The sequence below is a fragment of the Paraburkholderia sp. JPY419 genome (assembly GCF_050435705.1).
In the GTDB taxonomy this organism is placed as follows: Bacteria; Pseudomonadota; Gammaproteobacteria; order Burkholderiales; family Burkholderiaceae; genus Paraburkholderia; species Paraburkholderia youngii.
The window spans coordinates 3,297,984-3,322,408 of the sequence record NZ_JBNDKV010000002.1; the positions used below are offsets into that span (position 1 = coordinate 3,297,984).

Annotated in this window: 23 protein-coding genes; 16 read left to right on the top strand and 7 right to left on the bottom strand. The window is 65.5% G+C overall.

All coding sequences use genetic code 11. From position 1 onward, the window contains the following. Positions 1 to 27: 27 nt before the first annotated feature. Positions 28 to 852: an IclR family transcriptional regulator gene (locus QFZ91_RS21370; protein WP_176126472.1), complete on the bottom strand. Its 825-nt coding sequence runs from the start codon at positions 850 to 852 to the stop codon at positions 28 to 30. 179 nt (positions 853 to 1,031) lie between these two features. Here QFZ91_RS21370 and QFZ91_RS21375 point away from each other — a divergent pair, with 179 nt between their 5' ends. Continuing rightward, complete coding sequence (locus tag QFZ91_RS21375; RefSeq protein WP_429568349.1) at positions 1,032 to 1,754, top strand: (Fe-S)-binding protein; 723 nt, start codon at positions 1,032 to 1,034, stop codon at positions 1,752 to 1,754. A gap of 112 nt (positions 1,755 to 1,866) precedes the next feature. Further along, the gene (locus QFZ91_RS21380) at positions 1,867 to 3,282 is read left to right on the top strand and encodes a lactate utilization protein B (protein ID WP_429568350.1); all 1,416 of its coding nucleotides are present in this window, start codon (positions 1,867 to 1,869) and stop codon (positions 3,280 to 3,282) included. Between the two features lie 90 nt (positions 3,283 to 3,372). Here QFZ91_RS21380 and QFZ91_RS21385 read toward each other — a convergent pair whose 3' ends face one another. After that, entirely contained in the window at positions 3,373 to 3,867 is a 495-nt protein-coding gene (locus QFZ91_RS21385) for a hypothetical protein (protein ID WP_429568351.1), read from the bottom strand. Between the two features lie 276 nt (positions 3,868 to 4,143). Between QFZ91_RS21385 and QFZ91_RS21390 the strand changes: the two genes are divergently transcribed. From QFZ91_RS21390 to iscX, 10 genes are all read left to right on the top strand, one after another. Beyond that, positions 4,144 to 4,383, top strand: coding sequence for a hypothetical protein (locus QFZ91_RS21390; protein ID WP_429568352.1), 240 nt, complete (start codon positions 4,144 to 4,146; stop codon positions 4,381 to 4,383). Between the two features lie 155 nt (positions 4,384 to 4,538). Then, a complete protein-coding gene (locus QFZ91_RS21395; protein ID WP_176108192.1) occupies positions 4,539 to 5,036 on the top strand; it encodes a low molecular weight protein-tyrosine-phosphatase in 498 nt (165 codons plus the stop codon). A gap of 198 nt (positions 5,037 to 5,234) precedes the next feature. Beyond that, positions 5,235 to 5,765, top strand: a complete 531-nt coding sequence (gene iscR, locus QFZ91_RS21400) for a Fe-S cluster assembly transcriptional regulator IscR (RefSeq protein WP_013089819.1) — start codon at positions 5,235 to 5,237, stop codon at positions 5,763 to 5,765. 83 nt (positions 5,766 to 5,848) lie between these two features. Continuing rightward, the gene (locus QFZ91_RS21405) at positions 5,849 to 7,072 is read left to right on the top strand and encodes an IscS subfamily cysteine desulfurase (protein WP_176108193.1); all 1,224 of its coding nucleotides are present in this window, start codon (positions 5,849 to 5,851) and stop codon (positions 7,070 to 7,072) included. Between the two features lie 72 nt (positions 7,073 to 7,144). Further along, positions 7,145 to 7,558, top strand: a complete 414-nt coding sequence (gene iscU, locus QFZ91_RS21410) for a Fe-S cluster assembly scaffold IscU (protein WP_013089817.1) — start codon at positions 7,145 to 7,147, stop codon at positions 7,556 to 7,558. Positions 7,559 to 7,639: 81 nt separating this feature from the next. After that, positions 7,640 to 7,963 (top strand): iron-sulfur cluster assembly protein IscA, encoded by a 324-nt coding sequence (iscA, locus tag QFZ91_RS21415; RefSeq protein ID WP_129959361.1) that lies wholly within the window; start codon positions 7,640 to 7,642, stop codon positions 7,961 to 7,963. A 138-nt stretch (positions 7,964 to 8,101) separates the two neighbouring features. After that, positions 8,102 to 8,629: a Fe-S protein assembly co-chaperone HscB gene (gene hscB / locus QFZ91_RS21420; RefSeq protein ID WP_176369793.1), complete on the top strand. Its 528-nt coding sequence runs from the start codon at positions 8,102 to 8,104 to the stop codon at positions 8,627 to 8,629. A gap of 181 nt (positions 8,630 to 8,810) precedes the next feature. Then, the gene (hscA, locus tag QFZ91_RS21425; protein ID WP_184226654.1) at positions 8,811 to 10,682 is read left to right on the top strand and encodes a Fe-S protein assembly chaperone HscA; all 1,872 of its coding nucleotides are present in this window, start codon (positions 8,811 to 8,813) and stop codon (positions 10,680 to 10,682) included. 146 nt (positions 10,683 to 10,828) lie between these two features. Beyond that, the gene (gene fdx / locus QFZ91_RS21430) at positions 10,829 to 11,170 is read left to right on the top strand and encodes an ISC system 2Fe-2S type ferredoxin (protein WP_013089813.1); all 342 of its coding nucleotides are present in this window, start codon (positions 10,829 to 10,831) and stop codon (positions 11,168 to 11,170) included. A 15-nt stretch (positions 11,171 to 11,185) separates the two neighbouring features. Next, a complete protein-coding gene (iscX, locus tag QFZ91_RS21435) occupies positions 11,186 to 11,383 on the top strand; it encodes a Fe-S cluster assembly protein IscX (RefSeq protein ID WP_008922031.1) in 198 nt (65 codons plus the stop codon). 112 nt (positions 11,384 to 11,495) lie between these two features. Here iscX and QFZ91_RS21440 read toward each other — a convergent pair whose 3' ends face one another. The 5 genes from QFZ91_RS21440 to QFZ91_RS21460 form a co-directional block, all read right to left on the bottom strand. Then, a complete protein-coding gene (locus QFZ91_RS21440) occupies positions 11,496 to 12,245 on the bottom strand; it encodes a glycine zipper 2TM domain-containing protein (RefSeq protein WP_429568353.1) in 750 nt (249 codons plus the stop codon). A gap of 344 nt (positions 12,246 to 12,589) precedes the next feature. Continuing rightward, complete coding sequence (gene lysS / locus QFZ91_RS21445; RefSeq protein WP_429568354.1) at positions 12,590 to 14,161, bottom strand: lysine--tRNA ligase; 1,572 nt, start codon at positions 14,159 to 14,161, stop codon at positions 12,590 to 12,592. Positions 14,162 to 14,296: 135 nt separating this feature from the next. Further along, positions 14,297 to 15,401, bottom strand: a protein-coding gene (gene prfB / locus QFZ91_RS21450; RefSeq protein ID WP_013089810.1) for a peptide chain release factor 2 whose coding sequence is annotated in 2 segments (ribosomal slippage) — positions 14,297 to 15,319 and positions 15,321 to 15,401 — 1,104 coding nt in all. Because the reading frame shifts where the segments join, the coding sequence is not laid out codon by codon here. A 110-nt stretch (positions 15,402 to 15,511) separates the two neighbouring features. Then, positions 15,512 to 17,218 (bottom strand): single-stranded-DNA-specific exonuclease RecJ, encoded by a 1,707-nt coding sequence (gene recJ, locus QFZ91_RS21455; protein ID WP_429568355.1) that lies wholly within the window; start codon positions 17,216 to 17,218, stop codon positions 15,512 to 15,514. A gap of 16 nt (positions 17,219 to 17,234) precedes the next feature. Beyond that, positions 17,235 to 18,353, bottom strand: a complete 1,119-nt coding sequence (locus QFZ91_RS21460) for a regulator (protein ID WP_429568356.1) — start codon at positions 18,351 to 18,353, stop codon at positions 17,235 to 17,237. Between the two features lie 306 nt (positions 18,354 to 18,659). Between QFZ91_RS21460 and QFZ91_RS21465 the strand changes: the two genes are divergently transcribed. The 4 genes from QFZ91_RS21465 (at position 18,660) to QFZ91_RS21480 (ending at position 24,329) form a co-directional block, all read left to right on the top strand. Then, a complete protein-coding gene (locus QFZ91_RS21465) occupies positions 18,660 to 19,913 on the top strand; it encodes a lipoprotein-releasing ABC transporter permease subunit (protein WP_429568357.1) in 1,254 nt (417 codons plus the stop codon). Positions 19,914 to 19,944: 31 nt separating this feature from the next. Continuing rightward, a complete protein-coding gene (lolD, locus tag QFZ91_RS21470; protein ID WP_018435427.1) occupies positions 19,945 to 20,661 on the top strand; it encodes a lipoprotein-releasing ABC transporter ATP-binding protein LolD in 717 nt (238 codons plus the stop codon). 135 nt (positions 20,662 to 20,796) lie between these two features. Beyond that, a complete protein-coding gene (locus tag QFZ91_RS21475) occupies positions 20,797 to 21,585 on the top strand; it encodes a TatD family hydrolase (RefSeq protein ID WP_176379963.1) in 789 nt (262 codons plus the stop codon). Between the two features lie 113 nt (positions 21,586 to 21,698). Beyond that, on the top strand, positions 21,699 to 24,329 hold the full coding sequence (locus tag QFZ91_RS21480; protein ID WP_429568358.1) for a DNA internalization-related competence protein ComEC/Rec2: 2,631 nt from the start codon (positions 21,699 to 21,701) through the stop codon (positions 24,327 to 24,329). Positions 24,330 to 24,425 lie beyond the last annotated feature (96 nt).

A 24,425-nucleotide genomic window follows, 5' to 3' on the forward strand; every position in this document is an offset into this window, starting at 1 on the left:
CGGTCAGGCGGCCCCTGCGCGTGCGGCCTACGAATGCTGGCCGTGCGAACTGTGCGAGCCGTGCGAATGATCCTGCTGCGCCTGCGGCCGGTAGCCTAGCGACTCCGAAATCATCAACGCGGTCTGGCTCAACTGCCCCAGCCACGAATCCTGCAAGCGATCGGCCGGCGCCGACAGCGACAGCCCCGCGACCAGCTTGCCCGTATCGTCGTAGATGCCGGCGGCGATGCAGCGCACGCCCAACTCCAGTTCCTCGTTGTCGCGCGCGCAGGCCTGCTGGCGCACATGCGACAGCTCGCGCTCGAGTTTCGCGAGATCGGTGATGCTGTTTTGCGTGTGGCCCGACAGACCGGTGCGGGTTGCGTAGGCACGCACGCGGGTGGCTTCGTCGGCGGCGAGGAACAGCTTGCCGACCGAAGTCAGATGGAGCGGCGCGCGCCCGCCGATCGCCCGCACCACCTGCATGCCCGAGCGCTCCGAATACGCGCGTTCGATATAGACGATTTCGTCACCCTGACGCACCGACAGGTTCACGGTCTGCCCGGTCTGACGGTGCAGCTCGCGCATCGGCGTGAGCGCCGCGTCGCGCACGGACAGGCGCGCCTTGACGAGATTGCCGAGTTCGAGCAGGCGCATGCCGAGACGGTAGGTGCCGGGGTCCGAACGGTCGACCAGCCGGCACATCACCATATCGTTCAGGATCCGGTGCGCGGTGGAGGGGTGCAGCTCCGTGCGGAGGGCCAGTTCTTTCAGGCTGACCGGGTCGCTATGTGCCGCCAGTGCGTCGAGCAGGCGCATCATGCGTTCGATCACCTGGATCGAGGTTTTGGGATCCGGGTTCGTATCGCTCATATGAGAATCGGTGGATGCGTCAAACAGCGAAAACTGATTGTATCTCGTATTGTGAAAAAAGCGAACGCGCTTCGAGGCGCGCTTACAATCCGACGGTGCTGCTTCCTATGCCTTCCGGCCGTTGGTATTGCACCAGCAAACAGCGGATAATCAGGGACGTTTCCCCGAAAGGAGGGCTCATGCGAGTCGGATTGTTCGTCACGTGCCTGATCGACCTGATGCGTCCCGAGATCGGTTTTTCGGTCATCAAGCTGATCGAAGGCGCCGGTTTCGAGGTCATGGTGCCGCCTGCGCAAACCTGTTGCGGGCAACCCGCGTACAACTCCGGAGACCGCCGGCTCGCGCGCGAACTCGCTGAGAAAACGCTGCGCGAGTTCGAACAGTTCGACTACGTGGTGGTGCCCTCGGGCTCGTGCGGCGGCATGATCCGCGCGCACTACGGCGACCTGTTCCGCGATGATCCCGAACTGATGAACCGTTTCGGCCGCCTGCGCGGCAAGGTGTTCGAACTGACGGACTTCCTCGTCAACGTCGCGAAGGTGCAGCTGCAACCGGGCGAGTTCGCAGGACAGGTGACTTATCACGACTCATGTTCGGGCCTGCGGGAACTGGGCGTGAAGGCGCAGCCGCGCGAACTGCTCGCGCAGGTCGGCGTCGCGGTCACCGAAATGAACGGCTGCGAGCATTGCTGCGGCTTCGGCGGCACGTTCGCGGTCAAGTACGGCGATATCTCGACCGCGATCGTCGACGAAAAGTGCGCCAACATCGCCGCGAGCGGTGCCGGTACGGTCGTGCTCGGCGACCTCGGCTGCATGTTGAATATCGAAGGGCGGCTGCGCCGCCAGGGCGACTCCACGACGCGCGTGCTGCATATCGCGCAGATGCTGGCCGGCGACGTGTAAGCCCCGCGCGGCGAACACGGCGATTGTTCGCGTCGCGTCTCTCTCGTCTTTCACGCATTGCGTCGCGCGCGGATGCGCCGCGCGTTTTCAATCCGATCTCCTCAGGGCCGCCATGCAAGTTCAATCGATGCAGTTCAAGGCTCGCGCCGGTCAGAAACTCGCCGACCAGCGCCTGCAGCAAAACCTGACCAAACTGTCTACGAAGTTCGTGTCGGCGCGCGCCAGCGCGATCACCGCGATCGACTTTCCCGCGACCCGCGCGGCGCTCAAGGAGCGTCGCAATCGCGCGCTCGAGAATCTCGACGTGTGGCTCGAAACCTTCGAGCGCGAGGCGACCCGGCGCGGCGTGACGATGCTATTCGCGGAGACCACGCAGGAGGCTGCGCGGCTCGTCGGCGACATCGCGCGCAAGCACGACGTAAAGAAGGTGATCAAGACCAAGTCGATGGTCACCGAGGAAATGCGCCTGAACGAAGTGCTCGGGCAGATGGGCGTGCAGTCGATCGAAACCGATCTCGGCGAATACATCCTGCAGATCAACGACAACGAGCCGCCGAGCCACATCATCGCGCCGGTCGTTCACAAGGATAAAGACGAGATCGCCGATCTGTTCGCGAAGACCCACGGCCGGCCGCGGCTCACCGAGATTCCCGACATGACGCGCGAGGCGCGCGAGATGCTGCGGCCGCATTTTCTGAGCGCGGACATGGGCGTGACGGGCGGCAATTTCATCATCGCGGAAACGGGCTCGGTGGTGGTCGTGACCAACGAGGGCAACGAGGGCATGTGCACGGTGATGCCGCGTGTGCACGTCGCTGTCACCGGCATCGAGAAGGTGTTGCCGACGCTCGAGGATCTCGCGACAGCGATGCGCCTGCTGCCGCGTTCGGCAACCGGGCAGGCCACCTCGAACTATTTTTCGGTGCTGACCGGGCCGCGTGGCGCGGGCGATCAGGACGGGCCAGAGCATATGTACGTGGTGCTCGTCGACGGTGGCCGAACTGGGCTGATCGGCGGAGACTTTCAGGAGATGCTTCGCTGCATCCGCTGCGGCGCGTGCATGAATCATTGCCCGGTGTATCAGAAGGTCGGCGGACATGCGTACGGGTGGGTGTATCCGGGGCCGATGGGCTCGGTGCTGACGCCGAGCTATGTCGGCATCGACAAGGCGCTCGATTTGCCGCAAGCAGCAACGTTGTGCGGCGAATGCAACAGCGTGTGCCCGGTCGGTATCCCATTGTCCGATCTGTTGCGCAAGCTGCGCGAAAAGCAGATGGAGCGACACCTGCGGCCGTGGAAGGAGCGCGCCGGGTTGGCGGTGTGGGGTTGGCTCGCGCTGCATCCCCATGCCTATGCGCTCTTTACGAAACTCGCCGTGCGCGTGCTGGAGCGCATGGGTGGGCGCAATCGGTCGATTGCAAAGCTGCCGCTCGGCGGCGCGGGCTGGACCGCTACGCGCGACATGCCGGCGCCGGTGGGTCGTACGTTCCGGGAGTTGTATGCCGCGCAGCGCAGCCATATTGGCTGAGCCGGCGGCAGTGGGAGTGGTTTGACGGCTGCGCGCTCACACAGCTGTCATCCTGGGCGTGGGCGGGACTAGCTCGACGTCGGACGGTCCTCAATGTTCCGTCGGTTGCCCCGGGCGACGGGCAGGCGCATTTCTCACCCAGTCGTTGCCCCGTCCGCCGTTGCCTGCTTGCGGCTGCGGCTGCGCCGGCGGCGGGCCCCCCGCGCCGGGGCGCGGGCTGCCATTCGTCCCGCTCGGGCCGTGCGGACCGCCCGCTGCACCCTGCGGCGGTGGCCCGCCGTGCGGCTGTCCAGGACCGCCACCATTGTTGCCACGATCGTTGCCGTGATTGTCGTGGTCGTTGTCGCCCGGATGACCGCGGAAGCCACGGCCCGGCGGCGGGCCGTAGTAGCGTCCCGGACCATAATCGCTGTAGCCGAGGTACACATTGGATTGCGGCACGACCGCTACGCCCGGCGCGTAATCGTCATAGCCGCTATAGGCGCCGTAGCCGTTGCCATACATCGGCGTGCCGTCGGGATAGACCGCGCAGCCGCCGAGCAGCGCGGCGGCCACGAGGCCAGCGAGAGGTGCAATGCGTTTCATTTTGTGGGACCAGTTGCAAGTGCAAAGAAATGTCGATGTAAGAATAAGACCATCATTATCGCTTTCCGTCGCGGCGGCTTTGTATGAGTTTGTAAGGTCTTCTTTTTCGTGCCAGTGATCCCGCAATGGCTCATGGAAGACTTCTCAATTGACTGTTCCATTTCGAGCAACGATGTATCGCGTGTGCGCGGGTTTTTCCGGATTGTGAATTCCTATAGCATTTCGACTGGGCATAGTGCGCCAAAAGCTCATGCGCCCCTAATTGGAAAACACATCATGAAAAAGACAATATCGGTGTACTGGCCTCTGGCCATCGTTGTGTCGCTCGCGGTGCTCGCCTATCTGCACATCAACGGCCAAATCTCTTCGCGCGCTTCGCAGATGCCGCTCGATGCCAACCATCTGACCGCCGAACTCGCACGCGCGGTGTCATACGGCATGATCGACACAGCGTCGGCATTGCCGGCCAAACCGATGCCTGCCGCCGCGGCGACCCCGCTGGCCGAGGCATCGTAGGCAGTCGCGGCCGACCGCGACGGTACGAAGCCCGCTGCGCTTGCGCGGCTGTACCACGCCCGGCGCGAATCCGTCGAGGTTTGTATAATCGCGGCGCAGTCCGCTGACTGTCTGATGACCTCACGCGCGGCGCCTGGAGCGCCGAAGAATCGCTGATGAAAACTGTGTCCATCTGTTTCGTTTGCCTCGGGAATATCTGCCGTTCACCGACGGCGGAGGGCGTGATGCGTCATCTAGTCGACGAGGCAAAGCTCGCGGATCGCATTCTGATCGATTCGGCCGGCACCGGCGATTGGCACATCGGCGCGCCGCCCGACGAACGCGCACAACACGCGGCGCGCCAGCGCGGCTATGCCCTCGACGCGCTGCGCGGCCGACAGATCACGGTCGCGGACTTCGAGCGCTTCGATCTGCTGATTGCAATGGACGACCGCAACGTCGCCGCGTTGCGGCAACTGTGTCCGCCTTCTCAGCGTGACAAGATCCGTCTGCTGATGGAGTTCGTGCCGGAGTCGGATGGCCGCTGGAGCGGCGCGCGAGAGGTCGTCGATCCGTATTTCGGCGGTGCGGAAGGCTTCGAGTTGGTGCTCGATCAGTGCGAAGCAGCCTGCCGCGGGCTGATCGCCGCGCTGCGCCCGCAGTTGCTCGCGTAGGTATCGGGCGAAGAGCGCGGGCGAATCCCTCGGGTGACAACCGCAGCCTCATGCCGCGTGTGCCGCGCATGTGGATCTGGCGTCGAAGTATGGCGATCAATTAAGCAGATGACACAAAATTTGCCGCCCATACTTGACTAAATCGGTCATGTATTTATACTTGACAAAAATTGTCGAGAATTGCGGTTCCCACATCATATGAGACTCACCACGAAAGGCCGTTTCGCCGTCACGGCGATGATCGACCTGGCGTTGCGCCAGGAGCAGGGCCCGGTGACGCTTGCGGGTATCAGCCAGCGCCAACACATCTCCCTGTCGTATCTCGAGCAGCTGTTTGGCAAGCTGCGCCGTCATGAAATCGTCGAGTCCGTGCGCGGACCGGGCGGTGGCTACAATCTCGCGCGCCGTGCCGAAGAGGTAACGGTGGCCGACATCATCATCGCGGTCGACGAGCCGCTCGACGCCACCCAGTGCGGCGGCAAGGGCACGTGCGAAGGCACCAAGCAGCACGATGGCCACTGCATGACGCATGAGCTGTGGTCGACGCTGAACCAGAAAATGGTCGAATACCTCGATTCGGTTTCGCTAAAGGATCTCGTCGACCAGCAGCGTTCGCGCGAAGGCGCGCCGGCGGTGCTGCGCGACAGGCGCAGCGACGCGCCGGCGGTCGAACCCGTCCGCGTGGCGCCCAAGGGTCCCAATTCCGTTTTCAACATGGCCGGTTCGTGAAGCGCGGCACGCGATAGAACTCTTCCGCCGCAGCCCCATATCGAATCCAGAAGCCAGAGCACATGACGTCCCCGGAGCAATTGATGAACAACGACTCTCTCCATCTGCCCATCTACATGGACTACAGCGCCACGACGCCGATCGATCCGCGTGTGGTGGACAAGATGATCCCGTATCTGCGTGAACAGTTCGGTAACCCCGCGTCGCGTAGCCACGCTTATGGCTGGAACGCCGAACGCGCGGTCGAGGAAGCGCGCGAGCAGGTCGCAGCGCTCGTGAACGCCGATCCGCGCGAAATCATCTGGACCTCGGGTGCGACGGAGTCGGACAACCTCGCTCTGAAAGGTGCCGCGCACTTCTACAAGAGCAAGGGCAAGCACATCGTCACGGTGAAGACCGAGCACAAGGCCGTGCTGGACACCACCCGCGAACTCGAGCGAGAAGGCTTCGAAGTCACCTATCTGGATGTCAAGGACGACGGTCTGATCGACCTCGACGCATTCAAGGCGGCGCTGCGCCCGGACACGATTCTGGTGTCGGTGATGTCGGTCAACAACGAGATCGGCGTGATCCAGGACATCGAGGCGATCGGCGAGATCACGCGTGAAAAGGGCATCATTTTCCACGTCGACGCGGCGCAGGCCACCGGCAAGATCCAGATCGATCTGCAGAAGCTGAAGGTCGACCTGATGTCGTTCTCGGCGCACAAGACCTACGGCCCGAAGGGCATCGGCGCGCTGTACGTGCGTCGCAAGCCGCGCATCCGGATCGAGGCGCAGATGCACGGCGGCGGCCACGAGCGCGGTATGCGTTCGGGCACGCTCGCGACGCACCAGATCGTCGGCATGGGCGAAGCTTTCCGCATCGCGCGTGAAGAGATGGCGACCGAAAACGAGCGCATCCGCATGCTGCGTGACCGTTTGCTCAAAGGCTTGTCGGAAATCGAGGAAGTGTATGTGAACGGCGACATGGAAAAGCGTGTGCCGCACAACCTGAACATCAGCTTCAATTTCGTCGAAGGCGAATCGCTGATCATGGCGGTGAAGGACGTCGCGGTGTCGTCGGGTTCGGCGTGCACGTCGGCATCGCTGGAGCCGTCGTACGTGCTGCGCGCGCTCGGCCGCAACGACGAACTGGCGCACAGCTCGATCCGCTTCACGGTGGGACGCTTCACGACCGAGCAGGAAATCGACTACGTGATCAACCTGCTTAAGACGAAGATTTCCAAGCTGCGCGATTTGTCGCCGCTGTGGGAAATGCACAAGGACGGCATCGATCTGTCGACCATCCAGTGGGCCGCGCACTGACGCGCCCGCTGAACGAAACCGACATCGAACGTTCATCGGATTGCAGGTTGAAACGAATCAAGGAGTGTAATCATGGCTTATAGCGACAAGGTCCTCGACCACTACGAAAACCCCCGCAACGTCGGTTCCTTCGCGAAGGACGACGACACGGTCGGCACCGGCATGGTCGGTGCGCCGGCTTGCGGCGACGTGATGAAGCTGCAGATCCGCGTCGGCGCGGACGGCATCATCGAAGACGCGAAGTTCAAGACCTACGGCTGCGGCTCGGCGATCGCGTCGAGCTCGCTCGTCACCGAATGGGTGAAGGGCAAGACGCTCGACCAGGCGATGTCGATCAAGAACACGCAGATCGCCGAAGAACTGGCACTGCCGCCGGTGAAGATCCACTGCTCGATCCTCGCGGAAGATGCGATCAAGGCAGCAGTCGCCGACTACAAGCAGCGCCACGGCGAAGCGGCGGTCGCCGAAGACGGCAAGGCCGCCTGAGCAGCAACAAGGTAAGAACGAAGCAACCGGTGAGCGCGGCGCGAACACGCGCGCCAAGCACACCGGCAACTGAGAAACGTTATGGCAATTACGTTGACCGAAAAGGCAGCACAGCACGTCCAGAAGTATCTGACCCGCCGTGGTAAAGGCATCGGGTTGCGCGTCGGCGTGCGCACCACCGGTTGCTCGGGCCTCGCCTACAAACTCGAGTACGTGGACGAACTCGCGCCGGAAGATCAGGTGTTCGAGACAGGCGGCGTGAAGGTCGTGGTCGACCCGAAGAGTCTCGCGTATATCGACGGCACGGAGCTCGACTTCGCGCGCGAAGGGCTGAACGAAGGCTTCAAGTTCAACAACCCGAACGTGAAAGACGAATGCGGCTGCGGTGAGTCGTTCCGAGTCTAGATTCGTTACTTTCCGCGTGCGGCGGATCAAAGGCGGCGCGGGCCGCCTTTTTAGTTTGATCCGTGCGCGCGTGAAGCGCTCACGCCTGACACGGCCCAACGTTTCAACACCAGGTTTTCATCAACGGACTTTCATCCGATGGCATCGCTGAACGACAGCCACTTCGATCTGTTTGGTCTGCCGGCGCAATTCGCGCTCGACGCGAGCACACTCGATCACGCGTACCGCACCGTGCAGGCGCAGGTGCATCCGGACCGCTTCGCGGCGGCCGGCGATGCGCAAAAGCGTATCGCGATGCAATGGGCGACGCGCGCGAACGAGGCGTATCAGACGCTGCGCGATCCGCTCAAGCGCGCGACCTATCTGCTGTCGCTGCGCGGCATCAACGTCGGCGCGGAGAACAACACGGCGATGGAGCCCGCGTTCCTGATGCAGCAGATGGAGTGGCGCGAGAACATCGAGGACGCGGCCGCGGCGAAGAACGTCGACGCGCTCGACGCGCTGCTCATCGAGTTGCGCGACGAGGAACGTCAGCGCTTGGACAAGCTCGGCGCATCGCTCGATAACGGTGCGAATCAGGCGGCGGCCGAGGCGGTGCGGCAGATGATGTTCATCGAACGCGTCGCGTCGGAAATCGAAGCGCAGATCGAGCGGCTCGAAGGCTAGCCCGGTTTCGTGCGGCGCGCGCAAAAAGCGCGGCGCCGGCAACCAGCAACACGCCGAAGCAGCACCGGCAGGCAGCGATGTAGCAAGCGACAAACAAAAACCAGAGCGGCCGCGAGCCGTAGCATCACCCCCAGCAACGCGAACATTCAGGACGGGGCACAACGTCCCCGAGAAGATCCAGATGGCCTTACTGCAAATCTCCGAACCCGGCATGGCGCCGGCGCCTCACCAGCGGCGTCTGGCGGTCGGCATCGATCTCGGCACCACCAACTCCCTCGTCGCCGCCGTGCGCAGCGGCCTGCCCGATGTGCTGCCCGACGAAGACGGGCACGTGCTGCTGCCCTCGGTGGTGCGCTACCTGGAACAGGGCGGCCGTCGCATCGGCCGCCGGGCGAAGGCCGAGGCCGCCAGCGACCCGCGCAACACGATCGTGTCGGTCAAGCGCTTCATGGGTCGCGGCAAGGCCGAGGTGGAGGGCGCCGAAAACGCGCCGTACGACTTCATCGACGCACCCGGCATGGTGCAGATCCGTACTGTGGACGGCGTGAAGAGCCCGGTGGAAGTATCGGCTGAAATTCTCGCGACGCTGCGCCAGCGCGCCGAAGACACGCTCGGCGACGAACTGGTCGGCGCGGTGATCACGGTGCCCGCATACTTCGACGAAGCGCAGCGCCAGGCGACGAAAGACGCCGCGCGCCTCGCGGGGCTGAACGTGCTGCGGCTGCTGAACGAACCGACCGCGGCCGCGATCGCCTACGGTCTCGACAACGGCGCCGAAGGTCTGTACGCGGTCTACGACCTCGGCGGCGGCACCTTCGACTTATCCATTCTTAAGCTCACCAAGGGCGTGTTCGAAGTGCTGGCGGCGGGCGGCGATTCCGCGCTCGGCGGCGACGACTTCGATCATGCGCTGTACCGCCATGTGCTCGAACAGGCCGGCATCGCGCCGCAGACGCTGGCGCCGCACGACGTGCGCCTGCTGCTCGATAGCGTGCGCGAGGCCAAGGAGGCGTTGTCGAGCGCGCCGAAGGCTAACCTCAAGCTCACGCTTGCCAACGGCACCGCGCTCGATCTGACGATCGACGAAGCCACTTTCGAGACCATCACGGCCGAGCTGGTGCAACGCACGCTCGGTCCGACGAAGAAGGCGCTGCGCGACGCGAAGGTCACTACGAAGGACATCAAGGGCGTCGTGCTGGTCGGCGGCGCGACGCGCATGCCGGTGATCCGCCGCGCGGTCGAGGCGTTCTTCGGCCAGGCGCCGCTCGTCAATCTCGATCCGGACCAGGTCGTCGCGCTCGGCGCGGCCATCCAGGCCGATCTGCTGGCCGGCAACCGCGGCGCGGAAGGCGACGAGTGGCTGCTGCTCGACGTGATTCCGCTGTCACTCGGCGTCGAGACGATGGGTGGTCTCACCGAGAAGATCATTCCGCGCAACTCGACGATTCCAGTCGCGCGCGCGCAGGATTTCACGACCTTCAAGGACGGTCAGACCGCGATGGCGATTCACGTCGTGCAAGGCGAGCGCGAGCTCGTCAGCGATTGCCGCTCGCTCGCGCGCTTCGAGCTGCGCGGCATTCCGCCGATGGCCGCGGGCGCCGCGCGCATTCGCGTGACCTATCAGGTCGACGCCGACGGCCTGCTGTCCGTGTTCGCACGCGAGCTCGCGTCGGGCGTGGAGGCGTCGGTCGTCGTGAAGCCTTCGTATGGCCTCGCCGATGACGACATCGCGCGCATGCTCGAAGACAGCTTTTCGACCGCTGAAATCGATATGCGGGCGCGCGCTCTGCGCGAGGCGCAGGTCGAAGCGCAGCGTCTCGTCGAAGCGACCGACGCGGCGCTCGCGGCCGACGCGGAACTGCTCGACGACAGTGAACGCGCCGAACTCGATGCGCTGCTCGCCGCGCTGCGCAATGTCGCGTCGGGCGAGGACGTCGGCGCGATCGAAGCCGCGACTAAGGCGCTCGCCGAAGGCACCGACGAATTCGCCGCGCGCCGCATGAACAAGGGGATTCGCCGCGCGCTGTCGGGCCGCAAGCTGGACGAGATCTGAACCGGCGAACGAACTGCGAACGTCGCAGGAATCAATGGAGCGCGCCGGCTAGACTTAAAAAGTCCGCGCGGCGCCAGTAAAATGGTACGGAGCCTGCACGCGGCATTGCTGGCAGCCGCTGTGCCTCAGACCCAAACGGAAACTGTATGCCTCAAATCGTTGTGCTGCCTCACGTCGAACTGTGCCCGGAAGGCGCGGTGATCGACGCCGTTCCCGGCAAGAGCATCTGCGACAACCTGCTCGATAACGGTATCGAAATCGAGCATGCGTGCGAGAAGTCGTGCGCATGCACGACGTGTCATGTGATCGTGCGTGAGGGTTTCGCCGCCTTGACGCCGTCCGAGGAAGACGAGGACGATCTGTTGGACAAGGCATGGGGGCTCGAACCGGCTTCGCGCCTGTCGTGCCAGGCGATCATGCCGGACGAGCAGGATCTGGTCGTCGAAATTCCGCGTTACTCGATCAATCACGCGAAGGAAAACCACTAACAGGAGGGCGCCGCCATGAAGTGGACCGATACGCAAGAAATCGCGATGGCTCTGACCGACAAGCATCAGGATGTCGATCCGCAGCAGGTGCGTTTCACCGATCTGCATCGCTGGGTGATGGAGCTCGAAGGCTTCGACGACGATCCGAACCGCTCCAGTGAAAAGATTCTCGAAGCGATTCAGGCGGCGTGGATCGAAGACGCGGATTATTGAACGCGCGTTCGAACTGGTTCATTGAACTGCAAAGAAAAGGCGATTCCGATGGAATCGCCTTTTTTCATGGCTGCGTCGACGAGAGTGGAGCGCGTGAGTGAAGGGGCTGATGTCAGTCGGCGACGAGACCGCCATTCTGCACGCGCACGCGCTCGCCGTCGTGGAACGGCGGCGCCTCGTGATAGGTGAAGTAGCGCGTCTTGCCGTCTTCCATGTGCACGCGCACCGAATACGACGTCGTGCTGCGCAGATGTTTTTCGACCGAGTTGCCGGCGAGCCCGCCGCCGAGCGCGCCGAGCAGCGTCAACGCGGTACGCCCGCCGCCGGCCCCGAACTGGTTGCCGACGACGCCACCGGCCACCGCGCCGCCGACCGCGCCGATACCGGTGCCATGTCCTTCATGCCGAACTGCAGAGATCGCGACAACCGTGCCGCAAGTCGAGCAATGAGCGGCTTGTGGCGCCGGCTGCTGCGCATACTGGGGCGCTGCTTGCGGCCCGGGTTGTTGCGCGTACTGCGCCTGAGGTGCGGCCGGCGCCTGTTGCTGCTGCGCGTATTGCTGTTGCTGCGCCGGAGCGGGGGCCGGGGCTGGGGCGGGCTGCGCAGCTTGCTGAGCCAGAACCTGCTGCTGTTGCGCGGATGGATTGACAGGTGCGGCCGAATCGACGACGCCCGGCACTTGCGTGCTGACCTGCGCGGCCTGTGTCTGATCGTTCTGTGCGCCGTTGCCCGACGCCTTCGGGAACACGCCGGTGATCGCGGCGGTAGCGACGAGACTTGCAACGAGCACCGCGCCGGCGGCGACCGCGATCAACGGATGAAGACGACGTGGCTGCGTGGGTTGATGAGTAGGGGTGTCCATGTGGGGCCTCCGCTTCTGACAGAGTCGACTGCCTATGAGACTGAGTGTCGGGCAATTCGATCCCGGCAGCGTTTCCATTTGTAACCGGCTCGATGGCGGCCTCGGGCGTGGGCCGGTGGCCTCTGCGCGGCGCGCCTTGTGTCAGCAAGCTTTCAAGACCGTTGCGACCACGGCGATTTGCGCGCACTGGCGCGGCTTTTACCGCCGGTTACAAAACGACTGCTCGCAGAAACCGGTCCCGCCAAGCGAAAACGCGCATAAAAAAACGCCCGGCATCGACCGGGCGCTCTTCAAAACCATCACATTGCACGCGAAGCGCAACGACTACTCGCGCTTCGCGTCGCTCAATCTTCGCGACGCAGATGCGGGAACAGAATCACGTCGCGGATGCTCGGGCTATCGGTCAGCAACATCACCAGACGGTCGATGCCGATACCGCAGCCACCCGCCGGCGGCATGCCGTATTCGAGCGCGCGGATGTAGTCGGCGTCGTAGAACATCGCTTCCTCGTCGCCGGCGTCCTTCTGATCGACCTGCTTCCTGAAGCGCGCGGCCTGGTCTTCCGGATCGTTCAGCTCGGAGAAACCGTTGGCGATTTCGCGGCCGGTGATGAACAGCTCGAAGCGCTCGGTGATGCCTTCCACCTTGTCCGACGCACGCGCGAGCGGCGACACCTCGATCGGGTAGTCGATGATGTAGGTCGGCTCCCACAGTTGCGACTCGGCCGTCTCTTCGAACAGCGCCAGCTGCAGCGAGCCAATGCCCGCGTTCAGGAACTGCGGCTGCGAGGCATCGACGCCGAACTTCTTGAGTTCGGCGCGCAGGAACGTGCTGTCGGCGAGCTGCTCGTTCGTGTATTGCGGCGCGTATTTCTGGATCGCCTGCGTGATCGTGAGGCGATGGAACGGCTTCGACAGATCGAGCTCGCGGCCCTGATAGGTGATGGTGGCCGTGCCGAGCGCATCGATCGCGGCCTGGCGGATCAGCTGCTCGGTGAAGTCCATCAGCCACTTGTAGTCGGTGTAGGCCGCGTAGAATTCGATCATCGTGAATTCCGGGTTGTGGCGCACGGACACGCCCTCGTTGCGGAAATTACGATTGATTTCGAACACGCGTTCGAAGCCGCCCACTACCAGACGCTTCAGATACAGCTCCGGCGCGATGCGCAGGAACATCTGCATGTCGAGCGCGTTGTGGTGCGTCGAGAACGGCTTGGCCGCCGCGCCGCCCGGAATCGGGTGCAGCATCGGCGTTTCGACTTCCATGAAGTTCGCATCGGCCATGTACTTGCGGATCGACGAAATCGCCTTCGTGCGCGCGACGAAGGTGCGGCGCGTTTCCGGCGTGACGATCAGATCGACGTAGCGCTGGCGGTACTTCATTTCCTGGTCGGCGAGACCGTGGAACTTGTCCGGCAGCGGACGCAGCGACTTCGACAGCAGACGCAGCTCCGTGCAGCGCACCGACAGCTCGCCCTTGTTGGTGCGGAACAGTACGCCGCGCGCGGCGACGATGTCGCCCATGTCCCACTTCTTGAACGCGTCGTAGGTTTCCTGGCCGACGTCGGCCGGCGTGATGAAGAACTGGATCTGACCCGAGCCATCGCGCACGGTCGCGAAGCTCGCCTTGCCCATCACGCGTTTGAGCATCATGCGGCCGGCGATCGCGACTTCGAGCGGATTCGCTTCGAGCGCTTCCTTGTCGGCGTGCTCGTACTGCGACTGCAGATCTTCGGCGTGGTGCGTGGGACGGAAATCGTTCGGATAGGCGACGCCCTGCTCACGCAGCTCGCGCAGCTTTTCGCGGCGCTCGGCGATGATCTTGTTGTCGTCCACTTCGGGCACGACAGTCGGCTGGGCGGCATTCGGCTGGGCGGCATTCCGCTGGGCCGCATTCGGCTGGGTCGGTTCAGTCATGATGATTTGGTATTCGGTGGCCCGCCGCGGCGTGCGCCGCAAAGCGGGAAGCCAGTCAGTGTAGAAACCTCAGGCGGTACTGGAAAACGAAGCAAGCGCGGCCCCGATTACTGAACGTGGCCGCGCCGTGCGCGCTTAGACGCCCTGTTTCAGGCTCGCGCTGATGAACGGATCGAGATCGCCGTCGAGCACGCTCTTCGTGTTGCTGATTTCGACGTTGGTGCGCAGATCCTTGATGCGGCTGTTGTCGAGCACGTACGAGCGGATCTGATGGCCCCAACCCACATCGGTCTTGCCGGCTTCGAGCTTGTCCTGCTCGGCCTGACGCTTGCGGATTTCCGCTTCGTACAGGCGCGATTTCAGCATCGCCATTGCTTCGGCGCGGTTGCGGTGCTGCGAGCGGTCGTTCTGGCACTGCACGACGATGCCCGACGGCATGTGCGTGATACGCACCGCCGAGTCGGTCTTGTTGATGTGCTGACCGCCCGCGCCGGAAGCACGGTAGGTGTCGATGCGCAGATCGGCCGGGTTGATCTCGACTTCGATCGAGTCGTCGATTTCCGGGTACACGAACACCGACGAGAACGAAGTGTGACGGCCGCCCGATGAATCGAACGGCGACTTGCGCACGAGGCGGTGCACACCGGTTTCGGTACGCAGGAAGCCGTACGCGTATTCGCCTTCGATCTTGATCGTCGCGTTCTTGATGCCGGCGACGTCGCCTTCGGTCTGCTCGAGCACTTCGGTCTTGAAGCCCTTGCGCTCGCAATAGCGCAGATATTGGCGCAGCAGCATCGACGCCCAGTCGCACGCTTCGGTGCCGCCGGCGCCGGCCTGGATGTCGAGAAAGGCGTTGTTGGGGTCGGCCGGGTTCGCGAACATCCGACGGAATTCCATGTCGGCGACGCGCGCCTCGATGGCCTGGGCATCGGCTTCACAGGCGAGCAGCGTTTCGTCGTCGGCTTCTTCGCGCGCCATGTCGAACAGGTCTTGCGCGTCGTTCACGTCGTTGGTGATCGACGTGAGTTTGCCGACCGTATCGTCGAGCAGCTTCTTTTCCTTACCGAGTGCCTGGGCGTGCTTCGCATCGTTCCAGACGTCCGGGTCTTCGAGTTCCCGGTTGACTTCGATTAGACGCAGTGCTTTGTCGTCGTAGTCAAAGATACCCCCGTAGGTCGTCCGCGCGCTTGCGCAGGTCGGCCAGAGAGGCTTCGATCGCGTTGAGACGTTCCGCTTCCATGTCGATCTTTTATAGCTTCGTAAAAAGGAGAAATTATAGCCGATCGGCACGCCGCGCCGGAGCCCCGCGGGCGATCCGGCGCGGGTTCGCGATTGATTTTGCGGAAGATTTCAGCTCGCCGCGTGCTCGACGATCAATTGCACGCGCGACACGCCGTTCCATGTGTCGCTCGCGAGCCGGTAGGCGACGGTGGTGCGCGCGGGCAGCGTATCGGTGTGATTGAACCAGATCGCGTTGAAGCGCTGGCGGCCGCGCAACAGTTGCAGCTTCAGGTGCTTGTCCTTCACGAGCGCCTGCGACGCGACCTCGAATTCGCCCGAGAACACCGGCGCCGGAAAGCCCTGGCCCCATACGGCCGCATCGAGCATCTCGACGAATTGCGGCGTGAAATACGCGTCTTCTAGCTCGCCGTCGGTTTCGACCGTGCGCGCGAGCGCCTCCGCCGACAGCCATTCGCGGCCGACCGCCTCGAAGGCGGCCGTGAAGCGCGGCACGTTCGCGGCGGCGATCGTCAGGCCCGCGGCCATCGCGTGGCCGCCGAATTTGACGATCAGGTCCGGTTCGCGCTTCGAGATCAGATCGAGCGCGTCGCGCAGATGAAAGCCCGCGATCGAGCGGCCCGAGCCTTTGACGAGCACGCCGGTATCGTCGGCGGGTGCGAACGTGAACGACGGGCGGTGGAATTTCTCCTTCAGCCGTCCCGCGACGATGCCGATCACGCCCTGATGCCAGCCCGGATTGAACAGCGTGATCGTGGTCGCGCCGTCGGGGTCGACCGCCGACAGGTCATCCAGTGCCTGCTGCTGCATGCCGGCCTCGATCTCGCGGCGCTCGCGGTTCATCGCGTCGAGCTGCTGCGCGAGTTCCCACGCGCGGCCGACGTCATCGGTGGTCAGGCATTCGATGCCGAGCGACATGTCCGACAGCCGTCCCGCCGCGTTCAGGCGCGGTCCCAGCGCGAAGCCGAGGTCGAAGCCGGACGCGTTGCGCGCGTCGCGCGCGGCGGCGCGAAAAAGGGCGGCGATCCCCGGCTGCATGCGACCCTTGCGGATGCGCTGCAGACCTTGCGCGACCAGCACGCGGTTGTTGCCGTCGAGCTTGACGACATCGGCGACGGTGCCGAGCGCGACCAGATCGAGCAGGCCGTCGAGGCGCGGTTCGGGCAGCGCGTCGCCGAACGCGCCGCGGCGGCGCAGTTCGGCGCGCAGCGCGAGCAGCACGTAGAACATCACGCCGACGCCGGCCAGGCACTTGCTCGGGAACCTGCAGCCCGGCTGGTTCGGATTGACGATCGCGCGCGCGGCGGGCAGTTCGTCGCCGGGCAGGTGGTGGTCGGTGACGAGCACGTCGATGCCGAGCGCGTTCGCGGCGGCGACGCCGTCGACGCTCGCGATGCCGTTGTCGACGGTGATCAGCAGATCGGGCTTGCCCGCCGCGCTGCGCGCCGCCAGCTCGACGATGTCCGGCGTGAGCCCGTAGCCGTGCTCCATGCGGTTCGGCACCAGATAGTCGATGCGCGCGCCGAACATGCGCAGTCCGCGCACCGCGACCGCGCAGGCGGTCGCGCCGTCGCAGTCGTAGTCGGCGACGACCAGCATGCGGCGCTGCCGCTGGAGCGCGTCCGCGAGCAGCGCGGCGGCCGCGTCGCAGCCCTTCAGCTCGACGGGCGGCACGAGCCGCGCGAGGCCGGTCTCGACCTCTTCGGGCAGGCACACGCCGCGCGATGCGTACAGGCGCGCGAGCACCGGATGCATGCCGCAGCGGATCAGTACTTCGGCATCGACGGGGGAGCAGGGGCGCGTAACGATTCGGGTCATGCGGAAGGGCCGTGGATCATTCGATGAAAAGCGAGGCCAGCACGCGCCGCCGCCAGAATTTGCGCAGATCGCTGCGCGTGACGCTCAGCGTCACCGAGCCGGTGTCGCCGCACAGCGTGAGGTCGAGTTCGGCGAGTTCGCCCGCCTGCAGCGCCGCGAGCGCCGGCTCGAACCAGTCGGTCTGCAGCGCGGCGAATGCCTGGTTCCAGCGCGCCCAGTCCTGTTCGATGTAGGGCGCGGAGAATGGATCGAGTTCGACGAGTGTCGCGCCGCTGCCGTTGGTTGCACGGCGCAGCGCCGCCGGCAGTTCGCGATACGACGCCGGCGGCGCGCCTGGCGTGATCCCCGCGCTGAGCGCGAGGCCCCGCGTCGCGGCGGCGTCGGACAGCACCTGCGCGAACGGACTGCGCACCGGCCGCGCGGCGCCTTGCGCGTAAAACCAGATCGAGTTGACGGCCGGCAGCCCGCGTGCCTCGCGCGCCTCGTTGACCGGATGCTCGAACCATGCCATCTGCACTTCGTTCTGCAGCTTCATCCATGCGCGCGAGCGTTCGCCGGAATGCGCTTCGTGGGGCAGCCAGATCTCGATGTTGCGGCCGCTCGCGCGCAACGGCGACGCGCCCGCGAGCGTGCCGAACGCGTCGCTCGACAGATACCAGCGGGTCGGTTTCGGCGCTTCGATGCGCACGCCGAGTTCCTCGATCAGCGGACGCGCAAGCGCGAGCAGCGTGGCCGCTTCGTCGTCCGACAGATCGAGCGACGCGGGATCGATCAGCACCAGGTGGTCGTGCGCGATGTGCACGTGCACCGGCTGCACGCAGGCCCACGTCGCGCTGCCGGGTTCGCCGCCGTCGGCGCGCAGCATGTAGGGCGCGAGCGGGGCTTCGTCGGCGGCGGCCGAGGCGCCTGCCGTGCCATCGGGCAGCGCGCCGAATTGTCGCGCGACCCAGCGCTCGTGCGGCAGCGTGCGCTGAAAATCTTCGCCGATCACGCGTTCGATCAGCGTCGCGCGGGCGATCAGCCTGTCGAGGGCGGGGCTCTGGATGTCGTGAAGCGCGGTGGAGGCGTCGGCCGCGGCGGGCAGCGCGAAGGGCAGCAGAAGATGGAGGCGGTCGGCAGGCATGATGCTGCGCATTGTAGGGCAAACGGTGCGAGTATTTCGACGAGGCACGGTCGGTTTGTCGATCGCGAACCGAGGCATGAGCTTTGCGCGAGCCGGCGGCATTGTGTGGCAAACTTCGCGCTTGATCGCTGGGCGCGGCAGGGGTGGCGCACCGTGCAGCCACGCCTCCATGCGCCGGCGGAGCCGCACGGCGGCTGGGCGGGCGAGGAACGATCCGCGCCGCCGCGAGCCCAACGATCACGACGCTCGGGCCGCTCGGCGCACGCTCGATGTCCGCCGCTCCCGACACACAGTCGAAGAACGCACAAAAGGATTCGCTTGAAATTTCCCTACGAATGGCAGATTGGCTGGCGCTACACACGCGCCGGCAAACGCACGACTGGCAACGGCTTCATCTCGTTCATCGCGCTGGTGTCGATGTCGGGCATCGCGCTTGGCGTCGCGGCGCTGATCGTGGTGCTGTCGGTGATGAACGGCTTTCAGAAAGAGGTGCGCGACCGCATGCTGTCGGTGCTCGCGCACGTCGAGATCTTTTCGCCGACCGGGTCGATGCCCGACTGGCAGCTCACCGCGAAGGAAGCGCGGCAGAACCGGCAGGTGATCGGCGCGGCGCCCTACGTCGAGGCCCAGGCGCTGCTCACGCGCCAGGATGCGGTGAGCGGCGTCGCGTTGCGCGGCATCGAGCCGACGCTCGAACCGGAAGTGTCCGATATCGGCAAGGAAATGAAGGGCGGCAAGCTGACCGACCTCGTACCCGGCGACTTCGGCATCGTGCTCGGCGCCGATCTCGCGGCCGATCTCGGCGTGCAGGTCAACGACAAGATCACGCTCGTCGCGCCCGAAGGCACGATCACGCCGGCCGGCATGCTGCCGCGCCTGAAGCAGTTCACGGTGGTCGGCATCTTCGAGTCGGGCCACTACGAATACGACAGCACGCTCGCGCTGATCAACATCAAGGACGCCCAGGCGCTGTTCCGGCTGCCCGCGCCGACCGGCGTGCGGCTGAGGCTCACCGACATGCAGCGCGCGCCGGAAGTCGCGCGTCAGCTCGCGCGCACGCTGTCGGGCGATCTGTACATTCGCGACTGGACCCAGCAGAACAAGACCTGGTTCTCGGCGGTGCAGATCGAGAAGCGCATGATGTTCATCATCCTGACGCTGATCATTGCGGTGGCCGCGTTCAATCTGGTGTCGTCGCTGGTGATGACGGTGACCAATAAACAAGCCGATATCGCGATCCTGCGCACGCTCGGCGCGCAGCCCGGCTCGATCATGAAGATCTTCGTCGTGCAGGGCGTGACGATCGGCTTCATCGGCACGGCGACCGGCGTCGCGCTCGGCTGCCTGATCGCGTGGAGCATTCCGTGGCTGGTGCCGATGATCGAGCATCTGCTCGGCGTGCAGTTCCTGCCGCCGTCGGTGTACTTCATCAGCGAGCTGCCGTCCGAGCTGGTTCCGGCCGACGTCGCTCGCATCGGCATCATCGCGTTCGTGCTGTCCGCGCTCGCGACGCTGTATCCGAGCTGGCGCGGCGCGAAGGTCCGTCCGGCGGAGGCGCTGCGCTATGAATGACCGCCTCGTCCATCCCTCAACCGATTCATCCATGACCGCTCAGGACCCCGCATCGTATCCGTACGTGCTCGAAGCCACCGGCATTTCCAAATCGTTCGTGCAGGGTGGCCTGAACGTGCAGGTGCTCAACAATGCCGAGCTCGCCGTGCGGCGCGGCGAGAAGCTCGCGATCGTCGGCGCGTCGGGCTCCGGCAAGAGCACACTGCTGCACGTGCTCGGCGGTCTCGACGATCCGAGCGCGGGCGAGGTGTCGGTGCTCGGCAAGCCGTTCACGAAGCTCTCCGAGCGCGAGCGCAACGACCTGCGCAATCGCGCGCTCGGTTTCGTTTATCAGTTTCACCATTTGCTGCCGGAGTTTTCCGCGCTCGATAACGTCGCGATGCCGCTGCGAATTCGTCGCGAGACGACCGAAGTCGCGCGCCGTGAGGCGATGGCGGTGCTGGAGCGCGTCGGCATGGGGCATCGCGCGAAGCATCGGCCGGGCGAGCTGTCGGGCGGCGAGCGTCAGCGTGTCGCGATCGCGCGCGCGCTCGTCACGAAGCCCGCCTGCGTGCTCGCCGACGAGCCGACCGGCAACCTCGACGGCGGCACCGCCGACACCGTGTTCAACCTGATGCTCGAACTGTCGCGCACGCTCGAGACGAGCTTCGTGATCGTCACGCACGACCCGGAATTGGCGGGGCGCTGCGATCGCATCATGCGGCTGCGCGACGGCGTGCTGCACGAAGAACCGCCGGTGCCGGTCTGAACCCGGGTTCAGACCGAGTCGAGCCCGAGTTGAGCCAAACCCCGGCACGGTCGTTGCGGGTGGTCCGCGGATGCTGACCGCCGCCGCGAACCGCCGGACCACCTTCGGTCGGTTCCATTGCCAGCGAGACAACCCATGTGGATCGATACGCACTGCCATCTCGACGCTTCGGAGTTCGACGCCGATCGTGACGCGGTCGCGGCGTCCGCGCGCGATGCGGGCGTGTCGCGCATCGTGATCCCAGCGATCGGGCGACAGAACTTCGCGGCGGTGCGCGAGCTCGCGCACCGTGTCGACGGCGGCGCGTACGCGCTCGGCATTCATCCGATGTACACGCCAGGCGCCGTCGACGCCGACCTCGACCTGTTGCGCCTGGAGATCGAGGCGAGTCTCGACGATCCGCGCTTCGTCGGCATTGGCGAGATTGGGCTCGACTTTTTCGTCGACGGTCTCGACGATGCGCGCCAGCAATTTTTCTACAACGGGCAGTTGCAACTGGCGCGCGAGTTCGATCTGCCGGTCATCTGCCACGTGCGCAAATCGCAGGATCAGGTGATCGCGGGACTGCGCCGGCATCAGATCCATCGCGGCATCGCGCACGCGTTCAATGGCAGTTTCCAGCAGGCCAAGGCTTATATCGATCAGGGCCTGCATCTCGGGTTCGGCGGCAACCTGACGTTCGAGCGCGCGCGGCAGATCCGCCGACTCGCCGAACAGCTGCCGTTTGACGCGCTGGTCGTCGAGACCGACGCGCCCGATATCGCGCCATCGTGGATGTACAGGCAGCGCAATTCGCCGGAGCAGATTCCGGCGATCGGCGCGAGTCTCGCGCAACTGCGCGGTGTCACTTCCGACGCAGCAGCCCTTGGCACAACGGCTAACGCGCTCGCCGCGCTGCCGCGACTCGCGCTTTCCTCTGCATAATCGATTCCGTTGATCGAAAGGGTTCGCGCCGGGCGAGACCCATGCCCGGCGGGCTCGCTGCTGCCTGCTCGCCGGCGCGTGACGACGCCCGGCGCCAGTGGCGCGGAGGGCGGATGCGGGCAGTCTGGTGCGGGTTTGCGTTGGGGGTGATCTGGCTGCAGCAGCAGGCGGTGTTGCCGGATGCGGGCGGATCGTGGGCGTTGATACTGGCCGGCTCCACGGCGGCTGGCGTTGCCGTGTGGGGTTTGCGTGGCGATAGGGTGGGTGCGGCGTACCGGCTCGAATACGAGCGGCGCTTTTCGAACCGGTTCGCTAGCCGCGCATGGCGCGATGTCCGCATGCGGCGGGTCGCCGGTTGGGGCGCCGTGTGGTGCGCGGCGATCTGCGTCGGTTTCGGATATGCGGCTCTGCGCGCTCATACGCGGCTCGCCGTGAGTCTGCCGCATGAGTGGGAAGGGCGCGACATCGAGGTGGTCGGCGCTATCAAGGGTCTGCCAACGCGCGACGACAAAGGCGCGCGCTTCCTGTTCGACGTCGAGTCGAACGATGCGCGCCTCGCCGCTTTTCCGCGCGTGATCCAACTCGCCTGGATCGCGCGCGGCGCCCCGGCGCCGCGGCTCGAACCGGGCGAGCGCTGGCGTCTGACCGTGCGCCTGAAGCGCCCGCACGGCAACGCGAATTTCGGCGTGCGCGATGCCGAGGCGAGTCTGCTCGCGCGCAACGTCCGCGCGACTGGTTACGTGAGCGTGCCAGAGCATGCGCGACGCCTCGCCGGTCGCGCGCGCGGGCTCGCCGTGCTGGTCGACCGCTGGCGCGCCGCATTGCGCGCGCGTATCGACACGGTGCTCGCCGATGCGCCGCATCGCGGCATCGTCGTCGCGCTCGCGGTCGGCGCGCAGAACCAGCTGAGCCCCGCCGACTGGCAATTGATGCGCGGCACCGGCACGAGTCATCTGGTGGCGATCTCGGGCTTGCATATCGGCCTGGTCGCGGGGCTGACCGGCTGGCTCGCGGCAGCAGTCTGGCGACGCTCGGGCTGGCTCGGCCGCAACTGGCCGCTGCGCTTGCCCGCGCAACTCGTCGGCGTGACGGCCGGGGCGCTGTTCGCCGCGCTGCATGCCGCGCTCGCCGGCTTCAACGTGCCGGCGCAACGCGCGCTGTGGATGGCCGCACTCGTCGCGCTGGCGTTCGTCGGTGGCCGGCAACTGGCGCGCTCAACGGTGCTCGCGTGGGCGCTCGGGCTCGTGCTGCTGGTCGATCCGTGGGCGGTCGTGTCGGCCGGATTCTGGCTGTCATTCTGCGCGGTCGGCGCGATCCTGTTCGCGATGGCGGGGCGGCCGCGCGTGCGCGGTCCACAGGCGTGCCGCCAGCATGAAGACGTACAGGGCGGCGCGGCGCAACGCAGGTGGCTGGCGCTGCGTCCGGAATTGATCCGGCACCTGCGCGCACTCGCCGAACGCTTGCGCAGCGCCGCGCACGTGCAGTTTGCGGTGACGGTCGCGCTTGCACCGCTGACCGCCTACTGGTTCGCGCAGATTCCGCTCGTCGGTCCGCTCGCGAATGCGTTCGCGATTCCGTGGGTGAGCGCTCTCGTCACGCCGACGGTGCTCGCGGGCGTCGCATTGCCCGCGCCGCTCGACGCGTTCGCGTGGCGCGCCGCGCACACGCTGCTCGATGGTCTCGTGGCCGGCCTGGAGCTGGTGTCGGGTCCGCGCTGGACGCTGTGGTGGTTGCCGCAGCCGCATGTGTGGGCGCTCGCCGCGGCGGCAGTCGGTGTGCTGTGGTGTCTCGCGCCGCGCGGCTGGCCGTTGCGCTGGGCGGCGCCGCTGACGTGGCTGCCGCTGCTGATGCCCAGCGCAAACGGCGCACTCGCCGAGCCATCGGGCGCGTTCCGTCTGACCGCGCTCGATGTCGGGCAGGGCACGTCGGTGCTCGTGCAGACCGCGCATCACGCGTTGCTGTTCGATGCCGGCCCCGGCCCGGAATCGACGCATGCTGGCGATCGAGTGGTGGTGCCGTTCCTGCAGGCGCAAGGTGTGACGATGCTCGATACGCTGATGATCAGCCACGACGATTCGGATCATTCGGGCGGCGCGCCGGCAGTGCTCGACGCGATCGAGGTCCGTCAGTTGGTGGCCGGACTGAAGCCGGACCATCCGCTGTGGCAGAAGGCGAAGCAGCATGGCACGCGGACGCTGCCGTGTGTGGCGGGGCAGCGCTGGCAGTGGGACGGTGTCGAGTTCGCCGTCTTGTGGCCGGACGCTGGGGCGCTCACCGGCAAGGCGAACGAACATTGCTGCGTGTTGAGAGTCAGCACGTTGCCCGCTACCAATGCAGGCCAGGCGGCGTTGGTCAGTGCGAACGCGCCGCGTTTCGCGGCTCTGCTGACCGCCGACATCGAAGCGCCGACCGAACGCGCGCTGCTCGCACGCGATCGCGAGATGCTACGCGCGCAAGTATTGGTAGTGCCGCATCATGGCAGCAAGACCTCGTCGACCGAACCGTTCCTCGACTCTGTCGATCCGTCCATCGCGTTATTTCAGGTAGGCTACGAGAATCGTTTTCATCATCCGAACGCGGGCGTGCTCGCGCGCTATGTGGCGCGTCATATCGAGCTCGCGCGCAGCGATCGGGATGGCGGCGTCAGGGTCGACGTCGATCCGGGCGCGCGCGCTGAGGAGGGCGCCGCGCTCACGCTCGAGCGCTATCGCGACACGCAGCGCCGCTACTGGATGGAGCCCTGAGCGCGCCGCCGCTCAATGAGCGCAACGGCGCAGACAACGGGCGCAAGCAGCGGTATAAGCAGCGGCACAGACGAAGCACCCGCCCGCGCGTAAAAA